The 17,729-nt window shown below is 66.7% G+C and carries 17 protein-coding genes and 1 pseudogene; 15 read left to right on the top strand and 3 right to left on the bottom strand.

What is annotated here, in order from left to right; translation table 11 throughout:
- Positions 1-73: 73 nt before the first annotated feature.
- Positions 74-859: a (S)-acetoin forming diacetyl reductase gene (locus BSP109_RS11540; protein ID WP_101600763.1), complete on the top strand. Its 786-nt coding sequence runs from the start codon at positions 74-76 to the stop codon at positions 857-859.
- Between the two features lie 6 nt (positions 860-865).
- Here the strand turns inward: BSP109_RS11540 and BSP109_RS11535 are convergent, their stop codons facing one another.
- Complete coding sequence (locus tag BSP109_RS11535; protein ID WP_101600761.1) at positions 866-1,699, bottom strand: SDR family NAD(P)-dependent oxidoreductase; 834 nt, start codon at positions 1,697-1,699, stop codon at positions 866-868.
- A gap of 334 nt (positions 1,700-2,033) precedes the next feature.
- Here BSP109_RS11535 and BSP109_RS11530 point away from each other — a divergent pair, with 334 nt between their 5' ends.
- The 6 genes from BSP109_RS11530 (at position 2,034) to BSP109_RS11505 (ending at position 7,998) form a co-directional block, all read left to right on the top strand.
- On the top strand, positions 2,034-2,975 hold the full coding sequence (locus BSP109_RS11530; RefSeq protein ID WP_257944668.1) for a hydroxymethylglutaryl-CoA lyase: 942 nt from the start codon (positions 2,034-2,036) through the stop codon (positions 2,973-2,975).
- Positions 2,972-4,114, top strand: coding sequence for a CaiB/BaiF CoA-transferase family protein (locus BSP109_RS11525; RefSeq protein WP_101600758.1), 1,143 nt, complete (start codon positions 2,972-2,974; stop codon positions 4,112-4,114). Before BSP109_RS11530 ends, BSP109_RS11525 begins: the two co-directional genes overlap by 4 nt.
- A 17-nt stretch (positions 4,115-4,131) precedes the next feature.
- The gene (locus BSP109_RS11520) at positions 4,132-5,133 is read left to right on the top strand and encodes a tripartite tricarboxylate transporter substrate binding protein (RefSeq protein ID WP_101600757.1); all 1,002 of its coding nucleotides are present in this window, start codon (positions 4,132-4,134) and stop codon (positions 5,131-5,133) included.
- 72 nt (positions 5,134-5,205) lie between these two features.
- Positions 5,206-5,745 carry a tripartite tricarboxylate transporter TctB family protein gene (locus tag BSP109_RS11515; protein WP_101600754.1) on the top strand — a complete coding sequence of 180 codons (540 nt, stop codon included), beginning with the start codon at positions 5,206-5,208 and terminating at the stop codon, positions 5,743-5,745.
- A 10-nt stretch (positions 5,746-5,755) separates the two neighbouring features.
- Complete coding sequence (locus BSP109_RS11510; RefSeq protein ID WP_101600752.1) at positions 5,756-7,297, top strand: tripartite tricarboxylate transporter permease; 1,542 nt, start codon at positions 5,756-5,758, stop codon at positions 7,295-7,297.
- Positions 7,294-7,998, top strand: coding sequence for a helix-turn-helix domain-containing protein (locus tag BSP109_RS11505; protein WP_101600750.1), 705 nt, complete (start codon positions 7,294-7,296; stop codon positions 7,996-7,998). Before BSP109_RS11510 ends, BSP109_RS11505 begins: the two co-directional genes overlap by 4 nt.
- On the opposite strand, the gene ctlX is transcribed toward BSP109_RS11505, so the two are convergent.
- Positions 7,914-8,960, bottom strand: a complete 1,047-nt coding sequence (gene ctlX, locus BSP109_RS11500; protein WP_101600749.1) for a citrulline utilization hydrolase CtlX — start codon at positions 8,958-8,960, stop codon at positions 7,914-7,916. The two genes, BSP109_RS11505 and ctlX, sit on opposite strands and share 85 nt — an antisense overlap.
- Before the next feature lie 2 nt (positions 8,961-8,962).
- Positions 8,963-9,991, bottom strand: a complete 1,029-nt coding sequence (locus tag BSP109_RS11495) for an ornithine cyclodeaminase (RefSeq protein ID WP_101600747.1) — start codon at positions 9,989-9,991, stop codon at positions 8,963-8,965.
- Positions 9,992-10,153: 162 nt separating this feature from the next.
- Here BSP109_RS11495 and BSP109_RS11490 point away from each other — a divergent pair, with 162 nt between their 5' ends.
- The 8 genes and pseudogenes from BSP109_RS11490 to BSP109_RS11455 all read left to right on the top strand — a co-directional run.
- Positions 10,154-10,585, top strand: a complete 432-nt coding sequence (locus BSP109_RS11490) for an Lrp/AsnC family transcriptional regulator (RefSeq protein WP_101600745.1) — start codon at positions 10,154-10,156, stop codon at positions 10,583-10,585.
- Between the two features lie 213 nt (positions 10,586-10,798).
- Positions 10,799-11,842 carry an iron-siderophore ABC transporter substrate-binding protein gene (locus BSP109_RS11485; protein ID WP_101600744.1) on the top strand — a complete coding sequence of 348 codons (1,044 nt, stop codon included), beginning with the start codon at positions 10,799-10,801 and terminating at the stop codon, positions 11,840-11,842.
- A 26-nt stretch (positions 11,843-11,868) separates the two neighbouring features.
- Complete coding sequence (locus BSP109_RS11480; RefSeq protein ID WP_101600742.1) at positions 11,869-12,939, top strand: iron ABC transporter permease; 1,071 nt, start codon at positions 11,869-11,871, stop codon at positions 12,937-12,939.
- The gene (locus BSP109_RS11475; RefSeq protein WP_101600740.1) at positions 12,936-14,018 is read left to right on the top strand and encodes an iron chelate uptake ABC transporter family permease subunit; all 1,083 of its coding nucleotides are present in this window, start codon (positions 12,936-12,938) and stop codon (positions 14,016-14,018) included. The genes BSP109_RS11480 and BSP109_RS11475 overlap by 4 nt, the downstream gene beginning before the upstream one ends.
- Positions 14,015-14,821, top strand: a complete 807-nt coding sequence (locus tag BSP109_RS11470) for an ABC transporter ATP-binding protein (protein WP_101600738.1) — start codon at positions 14,015-14,017, stop codon at positions 14,819-14,821. The genes BSP109_RS11475 and BSP109_RS11470 overlap by 4 nt, the downstream gene beginning before the upstream one ends.
- Before the next feature lie 274 nt (positions 14,822-15,095).
- A complete protein-coding gene (locus BSP109_RS11465) occupies positions 15,096-16,514 on the top strand; it encodes a rhodanese-like domain-containing protein (protein WP_101600737.1) in 1,419 nt (472 codons plus the stop codon).
- Positions 16,515-16,522: 8 nt separating this feature from the next.
- Complete coding sequence (locus BSP109_RS11460; RefSeq protein ID WP_101600735.1) at positions 16,523-16,933, top strand: molybdopterin-binding protein; 411 nt, start codon at positions 16,523-16,525, stop codon at positions 16,931-16,933.
- Between the two features lie 238 nt (positions 16,934-17,171).
- Positions 17,172-17,603: pseudogene (locus BSP109_RS11455) on the top strand (LLM class flavin-dependent oxidoreductase); the annotation flags it as partial.
- Positions 17,604-17,729: the final 126 nt, after the last annotated feature.

Genomic DNA, 17,729 nt, shown 5'->3' with positions numbered 1-17,729 from the left:
GAATAGTTAAAGGTATAAACTTGTTATACCGAGTGACAGCGCACAGTAACTCGGATGAAGGAGTGATCGTCTCGTGGCACGCACGGAGAACGGCAAGGTCGTACTAGTGGTCGGCGCGGGGCAGGGCATCGGCCGTGCCGCCGCCGAACGCCTGCACCGCGACGGCTTCAAGGTGGCCATCGGTGATTTCAACTCGGAGACGGCGAACGAAGTCGCTGATGCTCTGGGAGGCAAGGAGAACGGCGCGGTCTCCGTGTATGTCAACGCGACGGATCGCGACAGCGTCTTCGCCGCAGTCGATGAGACAGTGCATGAACTGGGCGGCTTCGACGTCATCATCAACAACGCCGGCATCGCCCCACAGATCTCCGTCGAAGATGTGACGGAGAAGGATTTCGACACGATCTTCGACCTCAACGTCAAGGGGGTCCTCTGGGGCATCCAGGCGGCGACGGCGAAGCTCAAGGAGCAGGGCCACGGCGGCAAGATCATCAGCGCAGCGTCGCAGGCGGGACACAAGGGCAATCCCGGCATCCCGCTCTACACGGCCACGAAGTTCGCTGTTCGTGGCCTCACGCAGACCGCGGCCCAGGATCTCGCCCAGTACGGGATCACGGTGAACACCTATGCTCCCGGCATCGTGCGGACTCCGCTCATGGAGAAGCTCGCGAAGGACACGGCTGACTCTGCAGGCGAGCCCGAAGAGTGGGGCTGGAAGCAGTTCAGCAAGGACATCACGCTGGACCGTCTGTCCGAGCCGGAAGACGTCGCGAACGTCATCTCGTTCCTGTCCGGATCCGATTCGGACTACATCACGGGTCAGTCGATCCTGGTGGACGGCGGAATGGTCTTCAACTGAACCGCGTCAGAGCCAGCCTCTGCGCTGCAGCAGCGCTTCGCTGAGTTCCCAGTGCCGCCTTACGACCTCCGGGTCGTAGGCGGCACTGTTCGTGCGCGCTACCCGCAGGCGATCGGAGTAGTACTCGCCCGATGCCCACTCCGCGCCGGGGGTGCCGGAGATGAAATGCGTCAGTGTGCCGCCGCCCTGCTGAGGCGATGTGAGCAGGCGCTTCGCCGCTCCCTGGTACAACCGGTTCATCATGGTGCCGCCGTCGGATGCGAAGCTCGTCGCGATGACTCCGGGGTGGAACGCGACTGCGGACAGCCCCTGTGCCCCGAACCGCTCGTGCAGCCCCTTGGCGAAGAGGATGTTCGCCAGTTTCGCGTTGCCGTAGGCCCGATTCGCAGAGAACGTCGTGAGCGTCTGGATGTCTTCCAGATCGAGTCGACCGAAGATCTTCGCGCCGATGCTCGCGGTGTTCACGACCGCACCTCCACCCTTCAGCAGCGGATCCAGGAGTCGGTGGGTGAGGAGGAACGGCGCGAGGTGGTCGACCTGGAAGGTCTTCTCGAACCCGTCCTCCGTGATCTGGGGACCAGGGAAGATCCCGCCCGCGTTGTTCGCCAGCACATCGATGCTTCCGTGGTCTGCGGCGATCTGAGTGGCGATCCGGTCCACGTCTGCCAAGCGCGCGAAATCGCCGATGTGGAAGTCGGCGCCGGTCTCCTCTGCGACGGCCCGCGTCTTCTCCGCAGATCTGCCGACGATCACCAGGTTCACATCCCGGGTCGTGAGGATCCGCGCGGCGGCGGCGCCGATCCCGTCGCTGCCTCCCGTGAGGACGACTGTGGGTGTCATGCGGTCTCCGTTCGTCGGTGCTGTCCGCAACGGTATCGGGCTCTCCGTAACGGCACTGGCCGGGCGCGAATCGGCGTGGCGCGTGAACCTCTGCGCGATTCCCAATATCTGGGACTAGCGTGACTGCGATTGCCGTAGTTTCTCGAATGGTGAGAGCTTGTCGCGTCCTCTTGCGCCCGGGATGGTGAGTTCCTATGTTCTTCTCAGGCTTTGATGCACTTCTTCTCAACGGCGAGCAGTTCCCGGATTCCGGGAACACGAAGGGTTTGATCACTCGATGGCACACGGAGCGCTCGGTACAGCTGATCAGAAGGATCCTGCACGCCCCACCTCGGTGGCGATCCTTGACACCACTCTGAGGGACGGTCTGCAGATCGAGAAGGAGATCCCGTCCACTGCGGCGAAGGTGGAGATTGCCTCCCTCCTCATGGATGCGGGCCTCAAACAGCTCGAGATCGGTGCATTCGTGCATCCGAAGAAGGTCCCGCAGATGGCGGACACCGATGCGCTATTCGACCAGCTGGGTCCGCTCGCTGAGGCACGCGGCGTCGATCTCTACGGTCTCGTGTTCAACCGCCGCGGCGCCGAGCGCGCCGTCGCCGCTGGAGCCCGACGCGTGAAGCTCGTCGTGTCCGTCTCCGAAGGGCACTCACAGTCCAACGCCGATTCGACCGTGGCACAGGCGACGGAGCGGATCCTCGACTCCGTCGCCGTCCTCACGAGCGGCGGCGTCTCCTTCGACATTTCCACAGCGGTGAGCTTCATCTGTCCTTTCGACGGGATCACCGACGCCGACCGCCTCGTCGAGGTTCTGCGCCCGTTCGTGGACGCGGGAGCCGAGGGCATCGGACTCGCGGACACGATCGGCAACGCGAACCCCAGCCTCGTCGCGCGCAACACCCGCGCCGTACAGCGGTCGTATCCCGGCCATCCGATCAACCTCCATCTCCACGACACCTTTAACTTCGGCATGGCCAACGTCCTCGCAGCGCTGGACCTCGGGATCGACCGATTCGATGCGACAGTGGGCGGTCTGGGCGGTTGCCCGTTCGCCCCGGGAGCGGCCGGCAACATCGGCACCGACGACCTCGTCCATCTGCTCCATCGCGAAGGTGTGGAGACGGGAGTGGACGGCGAGCTGCTCTCCCGTGTGAGAGAACCACTCATTGCCGCGGTCGCGCACTCGCTGACCTCCAGCCTGTCGGAGATCCCCGCCCCGCCGGCGGCTTTCACACCGGAGGCCGTCGCTATCGCCTCGCAGGGAGGACGAGCATGACACTTCCACTCGAGGGAATCCGCGTCGTCGAACTCTCCCACATGGTCATGGGGCCCAGCTGCGGCATGATCCTCGCGGACCTGGGCGCCGAGGTCATCAAGGTCGAGCCGCGCGGTGACGGCGACAAGACACGCCGTCTGCCCGGGTCCGGCTCGGGGCTGTTCGCGACGTTCAACCGCAACAAGAAGAGCATCCAGCTCGACATCCACGATGCGGAGGACCTGGATATCCTGCTGGCACTGCTGGACACCTCCGACGTGCTGGTGGAGAACTTCCGCGGTGGCAAGATGCAGTCCTACGGGTTGGGCTACGAAACGCTCAAAGCGCGCAATCCCGGACTCGTCTACTGCTCACTCAAGGGGTTCCTACCAGGGCCCTATGGCGACCGCTCGGCCCTCGACGAGGTCGTCCAGATGCTGGGCGGGCTCGCCTACATGACGGGTCCGCCCGGTCGCCCACTGCGGGCCGGAGCGTCGGTGAACGACATCATGGGTGGGATGTTCGGCGTGATCGGCATCCAGGGGGCACTGCGAACCCGCGAGATCACGGGGGAAGGCGCCCACCTCACCAGCTCCCTCTTCGAGAACAACGTCTTCCTCGTCGGCAATCACATGGTCCAGGCACAGACGACCGGTGAAGAGGTCCAGCCGATGTCCAACCGCATCCCCGCCTGGGCGGTCTACGACATCTTCCGCACCGCGGGCGGAGGACAGATCTTCGTCGCCGCGGTGTCGGACACGCAGTTCGCCTCCATGTGCCGGGCATTCGGGCTGGACGACCTGGCCTCCGACATCACGCTCGCCACCAACACGGGCCGCGTCGCTGCGCGGCAGACGATCCACGAGAGTCTCCAGCGACGTCTGGACGAGCTGCCGCTGGAGGAGATCGAGCGGATCTGCGACGAAGCGGATCTGTCGTACGCGCGCGTCAACACTCCGAGCGACCTGGTCGACGACCCCCACCTCACGCAGACCGGTGGGCTGGTCGAGACGCAGACCTCGGGGTCCGACAGCGCACTCGTCCCGCTGTTGCCCCTGCTGATCGACGGACAGCGGCTGGAGAAGAGATCGGAGGTCCCCTTCCCCGGGGAGCACGATGCCGAGGTCCTGGATCCCCTCAGGAAGCGGAACAACCCATGAAGGAAAGCAGGAGAACGATGAAGTCCTCATTCCCACGCAAGGTCGTGGCCCCGCTCGCCATGGGCGCGACCGCACTGCTCGCGCTGAGCGCCTGCGGCTCCGATGGTGGCAGCGCAGGGGGCGGTGACTACCCGGCGCAGCCCATCAACGTCACGGCCCCAGCCGAACCCGGTTCCGGCTGGGACACGACGGCACGCGCCATGGTCTCGTCTCTCGAAGAGGAGGGGCTCACGGACGTGCCTCTGCCCGTCCAGAACCAGCCCGGCGGCACCGGCTGCTCGTGGCTCACCCAGATGGTGGGCATGTCGGGAGAGGACACGGACATCGCGATCACCTCACTCGCGAGTCAGACGATGAACCAGCGAGGACTCTGTGAGCACGGGCCCAGCGACGCGACGATGATCGCAACCCTCTACACGGAGAACTTCATCGTCGTGGCTTCTGCAGATGGCGAGATCGGTGATTTCGACGATCTCATGACTGCGCTCGAGGACGACCCCGGGTCCGTTCCGCTGGCAGCCGCCGGCGACGACAGGTTGCCTTTCGCGCTGCTTGCCGATGCCGCCGGCATCGACCCTGCTGACATCCGGTTCGTCGACTACGAGGGCGGTGGCGAACAGACCAACGCTCTCCTCAACGGCGATGCGGCCGTCGCGATCGCGGGCCTCAGCGAGTTCCGCGGCGTCCTGGAGTCCGGTGACCTGGTTCCGATCGTCTCGTTCGCTCCGGAGACGCTCGAGGCTCCCTTCGACTCCGTTCCGATCGCAGTCGATGAGGGCTACGACGTCGCGCTGGCGAACTGGCGCGGTGTCTATGGCCCCGCCGACATGCCTGAAGAAGCTGTGTCGTACTGGGAAGGCGTGCTGGGGGAGCTCGTGGAGACAGCGTCCTGGCAGGACACCGTCGAGAGCAACCAGTGGACACCGCTCTTCCAGACGGGCGAGGAGATGGCGACGTACATCGACGAGGCGGACCAGACAGTGGCCGACGGCGTCGAGAAGACCGCCATCGGCAGCTGATCCGATACCGCCGTCATCGGGAGGAACCGCGCGCCGGTCACTCCCGATGACGGCGCTCCGAGGGAGAACACCATGAAGGTGCACGACAGACGGGACCTCATCGCCGGCGCAGGAGTCGCGATCATCGGTGCCGTCTACCTGGCGGATACGTTCCGCATCCAGCCGACGAACGATCCGGTGGGGCCCGACACCCTGCCGACGATCGTGGCCGTCGCACTGATGGTGCTGGGTGTCTTCATCGCCGCGACCGCTTTTCGCGCGAAGCCGGAAAACGACGTCGGAGCCTCGATGCTCGCGGCCGCGGGAAACAGAGCGGAGGTGTCCTCCCAACCGTCCGGGGCCGCGGATGCGGAGACCGACGAAGTCGTGGAACCCCCGGTCCGGGTGAGCAGGCTCTTCGTGTACCTGGGTCTGTTCGCCGCGTATGCAGTGCTCCTCATCCCGCTGGGGTTCATCGTCGCGACGACGGCTTTCCTCCTCGCTCTCACGTCGATCTACAACCGGAGTGCGTGGGTGCGCAACATCCTCTACTCCGTGCTGTTCTCGGTCATCATCTATTTCGCGTTCAAGGAAGGCCTGGGCGTCTTCCTCCCGGCCGGGCTGATCGGCTGAGGGGGCTGCTGTGGACACACTCGTCGATCTCGCTGGAGGATTCGCAACCGCGATCCAGCCCGCCAGTCTGTTCTTCGCGCTGCTGGGCGTCCTGCTGGGCACCATCTGCGGCGTCCTGCCGGGTATCGGTCCGATCAGTGCGATCGCGATCCTCATCCCGGTCTCCTTCGGCATGGAGCCGATGCACGGCCTCATCATGCTGTGCGGCATCTACTACGGCTCGATGTACGGCGGGTCCATCACGGCCACCCTCATCAAGACTCCGGGTGAGATCGCGAGTGCTGTCACCGCGATCGACGGCTATGAGATGGCCAAACGTGGGCGCGCACGCGCAGCGCTCGCCACTGCTGCCATCGGTTCGTTCGTCGCAGGCACCCTGGCGATCATCGGTCTCACCTTCCTCTCTCCGCTGCTGGTCCAAGCGTCCCGCGCGTTCGGAGCCGCGGAGTACTTCGTGCTCATGCTCATGGCACTCCTCCTCGCATCATCGATGTCGACGGGGTCACGCGCGAAGGCGCTCGTGTCGATCTGCATCGGACTCGCAGTGGGCATGATCGGGCTGGACTTCCAGACCGGACAGCCACGTCAGACCTTCGGCAGCACGACGCTCCAGGACGGCGTCGAGTTCACCGTGTTCGCGATGGCTCTCTTCGCGATCCCCGAATCCATCCGCCAGCTGTCCCGCCTGAAGACCGGGCGCAAGCAGAGTATCCAGACGATCGAGGCCGGCCCATGGATGACGAAGGACGACTGGAAGCGCTCCGCTGCCCCCTGGGCCCGCGGCTCTGTTCTGGGATTCATCATCGGAGTGCTGCCGGGTGTGGGTCCCTCGCTCGCCTCATTCATGTCCTACGTCATGGAGAAGAAGATCGCGAAGAACCCCACACGGTTCGGCAAGGGGGCCATCGAAGGCGTCGCCGGGCCTGAAGCCGCGAACAACGCCGGTGTGGGCGGCGCGATGATCCCGCTCTTCAGCCTGGGCATCCCCGGTTCCGCGACCACCGCCCTGCTGCTGTTCGTCTTCACGATGTACGGACTCCAGCCGGGGCCGCTCCTCTTCGAAGGCGAATCGACTCTCATCTGGGCGATCATCGCGAGCATGTACATCGGCAACGTCGCGCTCCTCGTGCTCAACCTCCCGCTGGTCAATCTCTTCGTGAAGCTCCTCAAGCTGCCCAAGGAGATCCTCTTCGGATCCGTCCTGGTCCTCGTGTGCATCGGTACCTACGCGATCGAGTTCAGCCTGTCCGGCATGATCATGCTCGTGATCTTCGGCATCATCGGCTACGTCATGGAGGAGTTCGACTTCCCGCTGGCACCCGCGATCCTCGCAATGGTGCTGGTGCCGCTCCTGGAGGACAACTTCCGGCGCGTGCTCCAGATCTCCGGTGGCAGCTTCATGCCGTTCGTCACGCGCCCGCTGTCTCTCACATTCCTCCTCGTCATCGTGGTGGGGCTCGTCGGACCGATCCTGCTTCGGATGCTCCTCAAGCGCAGGGCGCGCACCGCTGCGCGACCCGTGGCGGATTCCCCGTCGGACTCCGTGGCGTGAAGCCCGGCACCGCAGCCGACCTGCGGGGGACCGCGATGACGGATGTGGGCGTGCTCGACAAGGCAGCTGCGATCCTGCGCCTCCTCATGTCCTCGTCGATGACCGCCGGCGAGGTCTGCGCGGCAGTCGACCTGTCGCGGTCCACGGGGTACCGGCTGCTCGCTGCCCTCTCCACGCATGGCTTCATCGTGCGCACCGCCACGGGTCACTACATCCTCGGGCCCTTCCCACGGCGCGATGCGCTCGCGGAGGTGGCGGCGGTCCTCACGGGTCTGCGTGACCAGACGGAGGAGTCTGCGCAGCTGTGGATGCTTCACGGAGATCGGCGCGCCTGTGTCGTGTCGATCGACTCGAAGCACGACCTACGTGTCTCGAAGAGTCCGGGAACGGCGCTCCCCCTGCGCGACGGCGGTTCCGGAGCGCATGCTCTCCTGGCTGCTGGCTCACCGTCAGAGCTCTTCATCACACGGGGTGGTCGGAAGGCGGGAGGCGGCTCTTCAGCGATCGCCTTCGACGTGGACCACGGTCGTCGTCTGGCGCTGTGCGTGTCGTATCCCCTGGCCCGCATCCCGGGCCAGGAGAGCCGACTTTTCAGCGCACTGCTGAGCGACGCCGTTCAGCTCCTCATGAGGATCGTGCCGGAGAGCGGGGCCAGCGACTCGCTGTCCGACATCGCTGCGGGCGCTCGCCTGGAGAGGTGAGCCCCTGCGGCGCCTCGCCGGTCGAGGTGGTTCCCCGCGATCATGCACCGCACGGACCCGCCAGCCCGTTCGATCGTCGGCACCGGGACTGCCAGCACGCTCGCGTGCTCCGCGATTCGCGCCAGCTGCTCCTCCGAAAACGCCGCGTGCGCCGTCGAGGACATCGCGAGGTGCTGCGCTCCGCTGCCAGCGCGCTGCGCCTGAACACCGGTCAGCCCACCACCCGTCAGCTCGATGCAGTTGCCGGCGAACCTGCCCACCTGCTGCTCGGTGATTTCCACGAGCGTCTTGCCGGCCTCGCGCAGTCGTCCCAGGACCTCGGCCCTCTGCCGATCATCACGGATCATCCCGCTGCCGACGATCGCGAGCTCCGTCCCCACGCTCATCAGGACGTTCGTGTGGTAGACCGGCACACCGCGGTGATCGGCGGCGTCGAAGAGGACGGGCTGGTACCCGCGCTCGCGGCAGAAGTCCCGGAAGACCTCGGGCGAGAGCCTGCGCGACCGGCACGCATACGCGACCCGGGCATCGTGGTCGAGCACCATCGCACCTGTTCCCTCGAGGAACTTCTCCTCCCGCTCCGCCACGGAGTAGTCGATGACGCGCCGCACCCGAAACTCGTCCGTCAGCCGTGCGAGGACGTCGGAGCGCCGCTCCGCACGACGATTGGGCGCGTACATCGGGTAGAGGACCACGCTGCCGTCGGAATGCGTCGAGAACCAGTTGTTGGGGAACACGCTGTCCGGAGTCGTGGTCGTGAAGTCATCGAAGACAGTCGCCTCGACGCCCACCTCCGCCAGCGCCCGCGCCAGTGCCGTGACCTCGTCACGAGCTGCTCTCGCGAGCACAGCAGGATCGCCCGAGGCCGGAGCCTGGAACGCGTTGTCCGTCGCCGTCGCGGGATTGGGGGAGAAGAAGTGAGGCCGGATGAGGACCACCCGGGATGGGGCCTGATGCGTCATGTTCACCTCACAGGAGAAAGAGTCGTGATGAGCGAGAAGAGATCCTTCGGATCCTCGGGATCCGCTACGAGATCGATCGTGGACTGCAGATCGGAACCCGCCGTCGCGTCCCGGGCGCACCGGAGCGCGGCGAAGTCCGCGATCGCGAACCCGACGGAGTCGAAGATCGTCACGTCGTCTCCCGACGTCCGGCCGGCCTCCGTCCCGGCGAGCACCTTCCAGAACTCCGTGACGGGGAAGTCTGAAGCCATCTGCTGGATCTCACCCTCGATGCGCGTCTGCGGCGGGAACTCGACGAACACCTTCCCGACCTCCAGCACTCCGGGATCCAGCTCCGTCTTGCCGGGGCAGTCTCCGCCCACCGCGTTGACGTGGACGCCGGGGGCGATCATGTCGCGGGTGACGACGGCGTTGTGCGCCTTGTCCGCGATGCACGTCGTGATGATGTCGGCACCGTCGACGGCCTCGGCGGAAGATGCTGCCTCCGTGATCCGGAAGCCCAGTGGCTCGAGGTTTCTGCGCAGCTTCGCGACCGCAGCCGGATCCGTGTCGCGCACCCGCAGATCCTCGATGCCCAGCGCCGCCCGGAAGGCCAGGGCCTGGAACTCCGCCTGCGATCCTGCACCCACGAGCGCCATCGTCGTCGAATCCGAACGTGCGAGCACCCGTGCAGTCAGCGCCGAGGTCGCCGCGGTCCGCAGCGCGGTGATGAGCGTCATCTCGGACAGGAAGACGGGGTAGCCGTTGTCGACATCGGCCAGCACGCCGAACGCCGTGACCGTCTGGAACCCGCGGGCCGGGTTCGACGGGTGCCCATTCACGTACTTGAACGAGTACAGCTCCTGGTCGGACGTCGGCATGAGCTCGATGACGCCGAAGGGGGTATGGCTTGCCACGCGCGGGATCTTGTCGAACTGCTCCCACCGGAGGAAATCTTCTTCGAGGTAGTCCGTCATGCGAGCGAGGATCCGCTCCGCGCCGTCCCGGTGGATCCACTGGGCAGTGTGTGCGACATCGAGGAACTGGGTCATCGGTCACTCCTTCTCTCATCGGTCGTGCTGTGTCAGTCGTGCTGCCTCATCTGAGGTGCGGCAATCACGCTACGGAGAACGATGTGCGCACGATAGAGGAGAACTGCGCGACTTCTGACTACTCTCTATGCACTCTGCTTGCACGGAGATAGCATTCTGCTCATGGAGCGCCTCACTGACCTCGATAAGCGGCTGCTGTCTGCACTGCGCAACAACGGCAGGGAGCCGATCGCGACGCTGGCCCAGATGCTGGGTGTGTCGCGCGCGACGGTCGCCAAGCGGATCGACCGGCTCACAGCGTCTGGCGTCATCGTCGGCTTCACCGTCCGTGTCCGCGATCAGGCGGAGATCGACCAGGTCCGCGCGGTCTCCGTCATCGAGGTCGAAGGCAGGACCACGGACCACGTCATCCGGGAGCTGCGCGGATTTCCGGAGATCCAGGCGCTTCATACGACCAACGGGGGATGGGACCTCGTCGTCGAATCCTCGTGCCCCGACCTGGTCGCCTTCGACGACATGCTGCGGCGGATCCGTGGGATCGACGGCATCGTCAACAGCGAATCGAGCCTGCTGCTCAGCTCCGTCATGCGCTGACTCTCGACTCGCGCCTGCTGACTCTCGACTCAGGCCTGCTGAATCGGCTCGCAACCCCTTCAAGTCAGCCTCACCTGAATTAGGTAAGGACTTCCTATCTCATTGCGGTATGCTTCCCGAGTCGAGCGTGCGCGAGCACGCGCCGATCCCTGACGGACCGGGCATCCCGGGACGTCCCCACTGTCGCATTCCGTTCACGAGGAGTCGCCGCCCATGCGCACAACGCGCTCTGCGCTCGCCGCCGTCACGGCCACCGCCGCCCTTGTCCTCTCCGCCTGCGGCGGAGGCGGCGATACCGACTCCGCAGCAGAATCAGGCGGATCCGGCGACGGAACCTTCCCCATCACCGTCGAGCACGCGTTCGGTGAGACCGTCATCGAGCAGAAGCCGGAGCGCGTCGCCGCCGTCGCATGGGGCAACCACGAGGCCGCACTCGCACTGGGCGTCGTGCCCGTCATCATGGAGCAGGCCACCTACGGCGATGACGACGGCAACGGCGTCCTGCCGTGGGTCGAGGACAAGGTCGAGGAGATGGGCGAGGAGCTGCCCGCCACCTACGACTTCACCGACGGCATCGACTTCGAGGCGATCGCGAACTCGGAGCCCGACGTCATCCTCGCCGGCTATTCGGGCCTCACCCAGGAGGAGTACGACACGCTGTCCCAGATCGCGCCCGTGGTCGCCTATCCGAAGACCCCGTGGGGCTCCACCTGGCAGGACACGATCACGCAGGACGCGAAGGGCCTCGGCCTCGAAGCGGAGGGTCAGGCGCTCATCGAGGAGAACGAAGCCATCCTCGAGGAGAAGGTCGCCGAGTACGACAACCTGGCCGGGACCTCGGCGATGTGGGGGTATGCGGACCCGCAGGATGCCAGCACGTTCGGCTTCTTCACGGTCAGTGACCCCCGCGTGCAGTTCCTCCCGGAGATCGGCATGGAGATCCCCGAATCCGTGACGACGGCATCCGAGGGCAACGAGGCGTTCATGGGCTCGGAGAGCTCGGAGACCGCCGCGGACACCTTCGCGGACGCGGACATCCTCATCGTCGCGGAGGACAACGACCAGAAGGCCACCCTCCAGGACGACCCGCTGCTGTCGAAGATCCCCGCGGTCGAACGCGACTCCATCGCCTGGCTGCCGGAGAACGCCCCGGAAGCCGCCGCGTCCAACCCGTCGCCGCTCAACATCGATACTGAGTACATGGACAGCTACCTCGAGACCCTCGACGCGGCCGCTGCGAAGGCCGCACAGGACTGATCCGGCCTCCCAGCCGCGGATGCACCATGAGCTCCCTCACCGCCCAGCCGATCGCGCCGCCAGTCATCGCCCCTGCCCCGCCTGCCCTGACCGGGCGGAAGCGGTCGTGGTCGGTGCGGGCGGTCGCGCTCGTCGCGCTCGCGGTCGCTCTCGTCCTCGTCGCCGCCGCGTCCGTCGCCTTCGGCGCACGCGGGGTGACCTGGGCGGACATCGTCGCAGGTGTCTCCGGTTCGCAGGAGACCCTCGCCGAGGCCGCCGTCTCGCAGCGCGTCCCCCGCACCCTGCTCGCGCTGGTCGTCGGCGCGGCTCTCGGAGTCTCCGGGGCACTGATGCAGGGCGTCAGCCGCAATCCGCTGGCCGACCCCGGCATCTTCGGCATCAACAACGGCGCCGCGCTCTTCGTCGTCATCGGCATGACCTTCTTCAACATGACGGACCAGTACGCGTTCATCTGGGTCGCACTGGCCGGAGCCGCCGTGACCGCGGTCTTCGTCTACCTGGTCGGCTCCCTGGGCCGTGGGGGCACGACCCCGCTCAAGCTCGCCCTCGCCGGCGCCGCGACGTCGATCGCACTGAGCTCGCTCGTGTCCGCCGTCATCCTTCCGCGCGTCGAGGTCATGGATTCGTTCCGCTTCTGGCAGATCGGCGGCGTGGGCGGCGCCGCGTTCGACACGATCGCCCGCGTGGCCCCGTTCCTCCTCGTCGGCTTCGTGCTGGCGCTCGTGAGCGCGCGCGGGCTCAACTCGCTGGCGCTCGGCGATGAGATGGCGCGCGGGCTGGGCGTCCACGTCGAGCGCACCCGCATCATCGCCGGCGTGGGCGCCGTCCTGCTGTGCGGCGGCGCGACGGCGGTCGCCGGTCCCATCGCGTTCATCGGCCTCGTCGTGCCCCACGTGTGCCGCATGCTCTTCGGCCCCGACCACCGGTGGCTGCTCCCGCTGTCGGCGTGCACCGGTGCAGTGCTGCTCACCGCCTCGGACGTCATCGGCCGGATCATCGCCCGTCCGGAGGAGCTCGAGGTCGGCATCGTCACCGCGCTCGTCGGCGCACCCTTCTTCATCCTCATCGTCCGCCGCATGAAGGTGCGCGCACTGTGAAACAGACCGCCGAGGCCCACTCCGGCGCCGAGGCCCGGGTCGGGTCGGTCATCGAGCGCGTCACCGCGGGCCGCCGGTCGCGGCGGCGCCGCTACCTCCTCGTGTGCGCAGCGCTCACGGTCCTCGTCCTCGCGATGCTCGCCGTCTCGCTGATGTTCGGTCGCCAGTTCTACGGTCCCGGCGAGGTCGTCCGGGTGCTGCTTGGGGAGCAGGTGTCCGGCGCCTCGTTCACGGTGGGCGTGCTGCGTCTGCCGCGAGCACTGGTGGGCCTGCTGGCCGGCGTCGCGTTCGGCATGGCCGGCATCACCTTCCAGACGATGCTGCGCAACCCCCTGGCCAGCCCGGACATCATCGGGATCAGTTCCGGGGCCTCGGCGGCGGCGGTGTTCGGCATCGTCATGCTGTCCCTGTCGGAGACCGCCGTGTCGATCGTCGCGACGATCGCCGCGCTCGTGACCGCGGGGATCATCTACCTCCTGTCCTTCAAGGGCGGACTGTCGGGCACTCGCCTGATCCTCATCGGAATCGGCATCGCCGCGATGCTCCAGTCCGTCGTCTCATACGTGATCTCGCGGGCTGCGCAGTGGGACCTGCAGACGGCGATGCGGTGGCTCAACGGCAACCTCAACAATTCGACGATGGATCAAGCGGTCCCGCTCGTTGTGGCGGTGGTCATCGGATCCGCTGCGCTCGCGATGCTGTCGAAGGGGCTCGACACGCTGCGGCTGGGGGAGGAGGCATCGGCGGCGCTCGGTGTGAGCGTCGAGCGCACACGGCTGCTGCTGATCCTCTTCGCGGTGGTGCTGCTCGCATTCGCAACCGCGGCCGCGGGGCCGATCGCGTTCGTCGCGTTCCTGTCCGGCCCCATCTCGGTGCGGCTGCTGGGACCCGCGCGGTCCGCCGGGTCGCCGCTCATCCCCGCAGCGCTCGTCGGCGCACTGCTCGTGCTCGTCGCGGACTTCGCCGGCCAGTTCGCGTTCGGGACCCGCTACCCGGTGGGCGTCATCACGGGTGTGCTCGGGGCCCCGTACCTCATCTACCTCCTCATCCGCTCGACCCGCTCCGGAGGCATCCAGTGACCTACGACCATTCGCTCGTCGCGCAGGACGTCACGCTCGGGTACGGGGACAGGACCGTCATCAGGGACCTCGCCGTCGATCTGGTGCCCGGGGAGATCACCGTCATCGTCGGATCGAACGGCTGCGGCAAGTCGACGCTGCTGAAATCGATGGCGCGTCTGCTCACGCCGCAGGCCGGACGCGTCGTGCTCGACGGCAAGGACATCCACTCGATGCCGACCAAGGAGGTCGCGCGCGTGCTGGGGCTGCTGCCGCAGTCGCCGATCGCACCGGAGGGCATCATCGTCTCCGACCTGGTGGGCCGTGGACGGCATCCGCACCAGGGGATGTTCGCCCGCTGGTCCGCGGAGGACGACCGCGCGGTCGCAGAGGCACTCATGGTGACGGACACCGTCGACCTGGTGGAGCGCCCGGTCGATGAGCTCTCCGGCGGTCAGCGCCAGCGCGTGTGGATCGCGATGGTGCTCGCCCAGCGGGCGCATCTGCTGCTGCTCGACGAGCCCACCACGTTCCTCGACGTCGCGAACCAGGTCGAGGTGCTCGACCTCCTCACGGACCTCAACCGCAGGTCCGGCACGACGATCGCGATGGTGCTGCACGATCTGAATCTGGCGGCCCGGTACGCGGATCGACTGGTCGCCGTGCACGACGGCGGCGTCTACGCGCAGGGTGCGCCGGAGGACGTCCTGACGGAGACGACGGTCGAAGCGGTCTTCGGGCTCACCTCCCGTGTCATCGAGGACCCGGTGTCGGGCAAGCCGCTCGTGGTGCCGGTGGGAAGGCATCACTCCCACGTCCGGTGAGGCATCAGGCGATCCCGAGATGCGGTTCGTGCTCCTGAAGAGCATCATGGACGTATACCGGAGGAACGACGCTGCGTAAGGAGCCACTATGTGCCGACGAGTCACGTGCCGGACGTGTGAGAAGCCCACATGGATGGGATGCGGCGACCACATCGAAGAGGCGCTCGAGGGAGTGCCGCCGGCCGACCGCTGCCAGTGCCGCGGCTGATCGCCGCGCACGGCTGATGCACCGCGACTGACTGACCTGACTCACGCTGACACCAGGGAGACTCCCATGCTCTTGGAACGCATCTACGACGAAGACCTCGCACACGCGAGCTACATCATCGGCTGCCAGGCGGAGGGAGAGGCGCTCGTCATCGATCCTCGCCGGGACGTCGGCGACTACCTCCGCATCGCCGAGGCGAACGGGATGCGGATCGTGGGCGTGGCGGAGACCCACATCCACGCCGACTACCTCTCCGGCACCCGCGAGCTCGCGGCAGCCACCGGGGCGACCGTCTACGTGTCCGACGAAGGCGGCCAGGACTGGACGTACGGAGCCGACTTCGACGGCGCGGTGCGGATGAAGGACGGCCATGAGATCCGGTTCGGAAACGTCACGGTGAAGGCCATGCACACTCCCGGTCACACACCGGAGCACATGTCCCTGCTGGTGACTGACGGTGGGCAGGCCGATGCGCCGGGCTTCATGCTCACGGGGGACTTCGTCTTCGTCGGCGACCTGGGCCGGCCCGACCTCCTGGACGAGGCAGCCGGGGGAGTGGACACCCGGTTCGAAGGCGGGAAGGCGCTCTTCGCCAGCCTGCGCGACCGCTTCCTCACCCTGCCGGACTACGTGCAGGTGCTTCCCGCGCACGGTGCGGGAAGCGCGTGCGGCAAGGCACTGGGTGCGATCCCGACGACGACCGTCGGATATGAGCGCGCGTTCGCCTGGTGGGCACCGTACCTCCGGGAGGACGACGAGCAGGGGTTCCTCGATGAGCTGCTGGCGGGACAGCCCGACGCACACGCCTACTTCGGTCGGATGAAGGTGCAGAACCGGGATGGGCCCGCAGTGCTGGGTTCGGTGCCGGACCTCGTCGAGTACACGGCGGACGACCTGCGCCCGGAGCTGGAGGCCGACCGGATGATTCTGGTCGACACCCGGCACAACAGCCTCGTGCACGAAGGCACCGTCCCCGGGTCGCTGAACATCCCCGGTGCGGCGAAGACCGCGAGCTTCGGCGCGTGGGCCTACAACCCGCAGGTCGAGGTGCGGTCGCTCGTGCTGCTCGCCGATTCGGCGGAGGACGCGGAGCGCATGCGCGACCACCTCGTACGCGTAGGGATCGACACGGTGCGGGGATGGATCGGCTCGCTCGAGGGATTGGACCTGGTGCCGCCGCGCCTCGTGGCGCCGCAGGATCTGGACGACCTCGACCGGGTCATGCTGCTCGACGTGCGGAACAAGACGGAGTACGCGTCCGGTCACCTGCCGGGCGCGCAGCAGCTGTCGGGCGGTCGCGTCCTGTGGCACACGGACGCGCTGCCGCAGGACGGCACGATCGTCACATACTGCCAGAGCGGAGTCCGCAGCAGCGTGGCGGCGAGCGCCCTGCGCAGGGAGGGCTACGACATCGCGGAACTGGACGGCAGCTACCTCGGGTGGACCGCGATCGCGGGCAACGAGCCGGTCTCCGCGGAGGTGTAGGCCGCAGCATGTCGCAGATGAGGGTGAGCGCCGCCGCGTCGCTGATGGGCGTCTCCGATGACACGATCCGCCGGTGGGTCGATCGGGGGCAGATCGAGGCGACGACGGATGATGCCGGTCGCGTCATGGTGGACGGCGCGTCGCTGGCTGCCCTGGCGAAGGAGAACGCGGAGAAGCAGCGGCTCGATGCCCTTGACGGGGGCGCCGGGCGGCGGTCGGCGCGGAACCACCTCACCGGCCTCGTGACGAACGTGGTCTCCGATCGCGTCATGAGTCAGGTAGAGCTGCAGTGCGGCCCCTTCCGCGTGGTCTCCCTCATCTCGACGGAAGCGGTCGAGGAGCTGGGCCTCGAGGTCGGTTCCGTCGCCACCGCGGTCATCAAGGCGACCAACGTGACGGTCGAGGGCTCGAGCGGCTGAGACTCCAGCGTGCGAGGCTCCAGCCTCCGGCGCACCTGCCCTCCCGTTCCGGGCTCACCTTCACTCCCATTCCGGTCGGACTCCGTCCTCCCATGAGGGGCGGACTCTGCCCCTCCGGGGCTTCCGGTGACCCATCGCATGCATCCCGGGGAACAAACGTCGCCTCTAATAGGTTAAAGTTTTCAGTAAGTAGTTGAGGTCTGAACAACTCGACTGGAACATGAGCCAGGAGGCAGCGATGGAATTCGGCATCTTCACGATCGGTGACGTCACGACCGACCCGACCAACGGCACCACCCCCACCGAGGGCGAGCGGATCAAGGCGGTCGTCACGATCGCCAAGCATGCGGAGGAGGCGGGACTGGACGTCTTCGCCACCGGACAGCACCACAACCCGCCGTTCGTCGCACCCGCGAACCCGCCGGTGCTGCTCGCGAACATCGCGGCGCAGACGGAGCGGATCCAGCTCTCGACCGCCACGACCCTCATCACGACGACGGACCCCGTGCGCATCGCGGAGGACTACTCCTACCTGCAGCACCTGGCCGGCGGACGCGTCGATCTCACCATGGGCCGCGGCAACACCGGTCCCGTCTACCCGTGGTTCGGCAAGGACATCCGCCAGGGCATCCCGCTCGCAGTGGAGAACTACAACCTGCTCTACCGCCTTGTTATGTCTCAAGAGATGGGTGACAGTTCTGCATCAGGACATCGGTGACAGTGTGGGGCGTCTTGGTGGTGACACTTCCCGACTGTGATTGAGGGGTGAGCAGAAACGAACCCGTTGATCCCCGCG

Origin of the sequence: Brevibacterium sp. Mu109 (assembly GCF_900169375.1) — a bacterium.
Taxonomy (GTDB): domain Bacteria; phylum Actinomycetota; class Actinomycetes; order Actinomycetales; family Brevibacteriaceae; genus Brevibacterium; species Brevibacterium yomogidense_A.
This window is presented reverse-complemented; position numbering and strand designations above follow the sequence as displayed.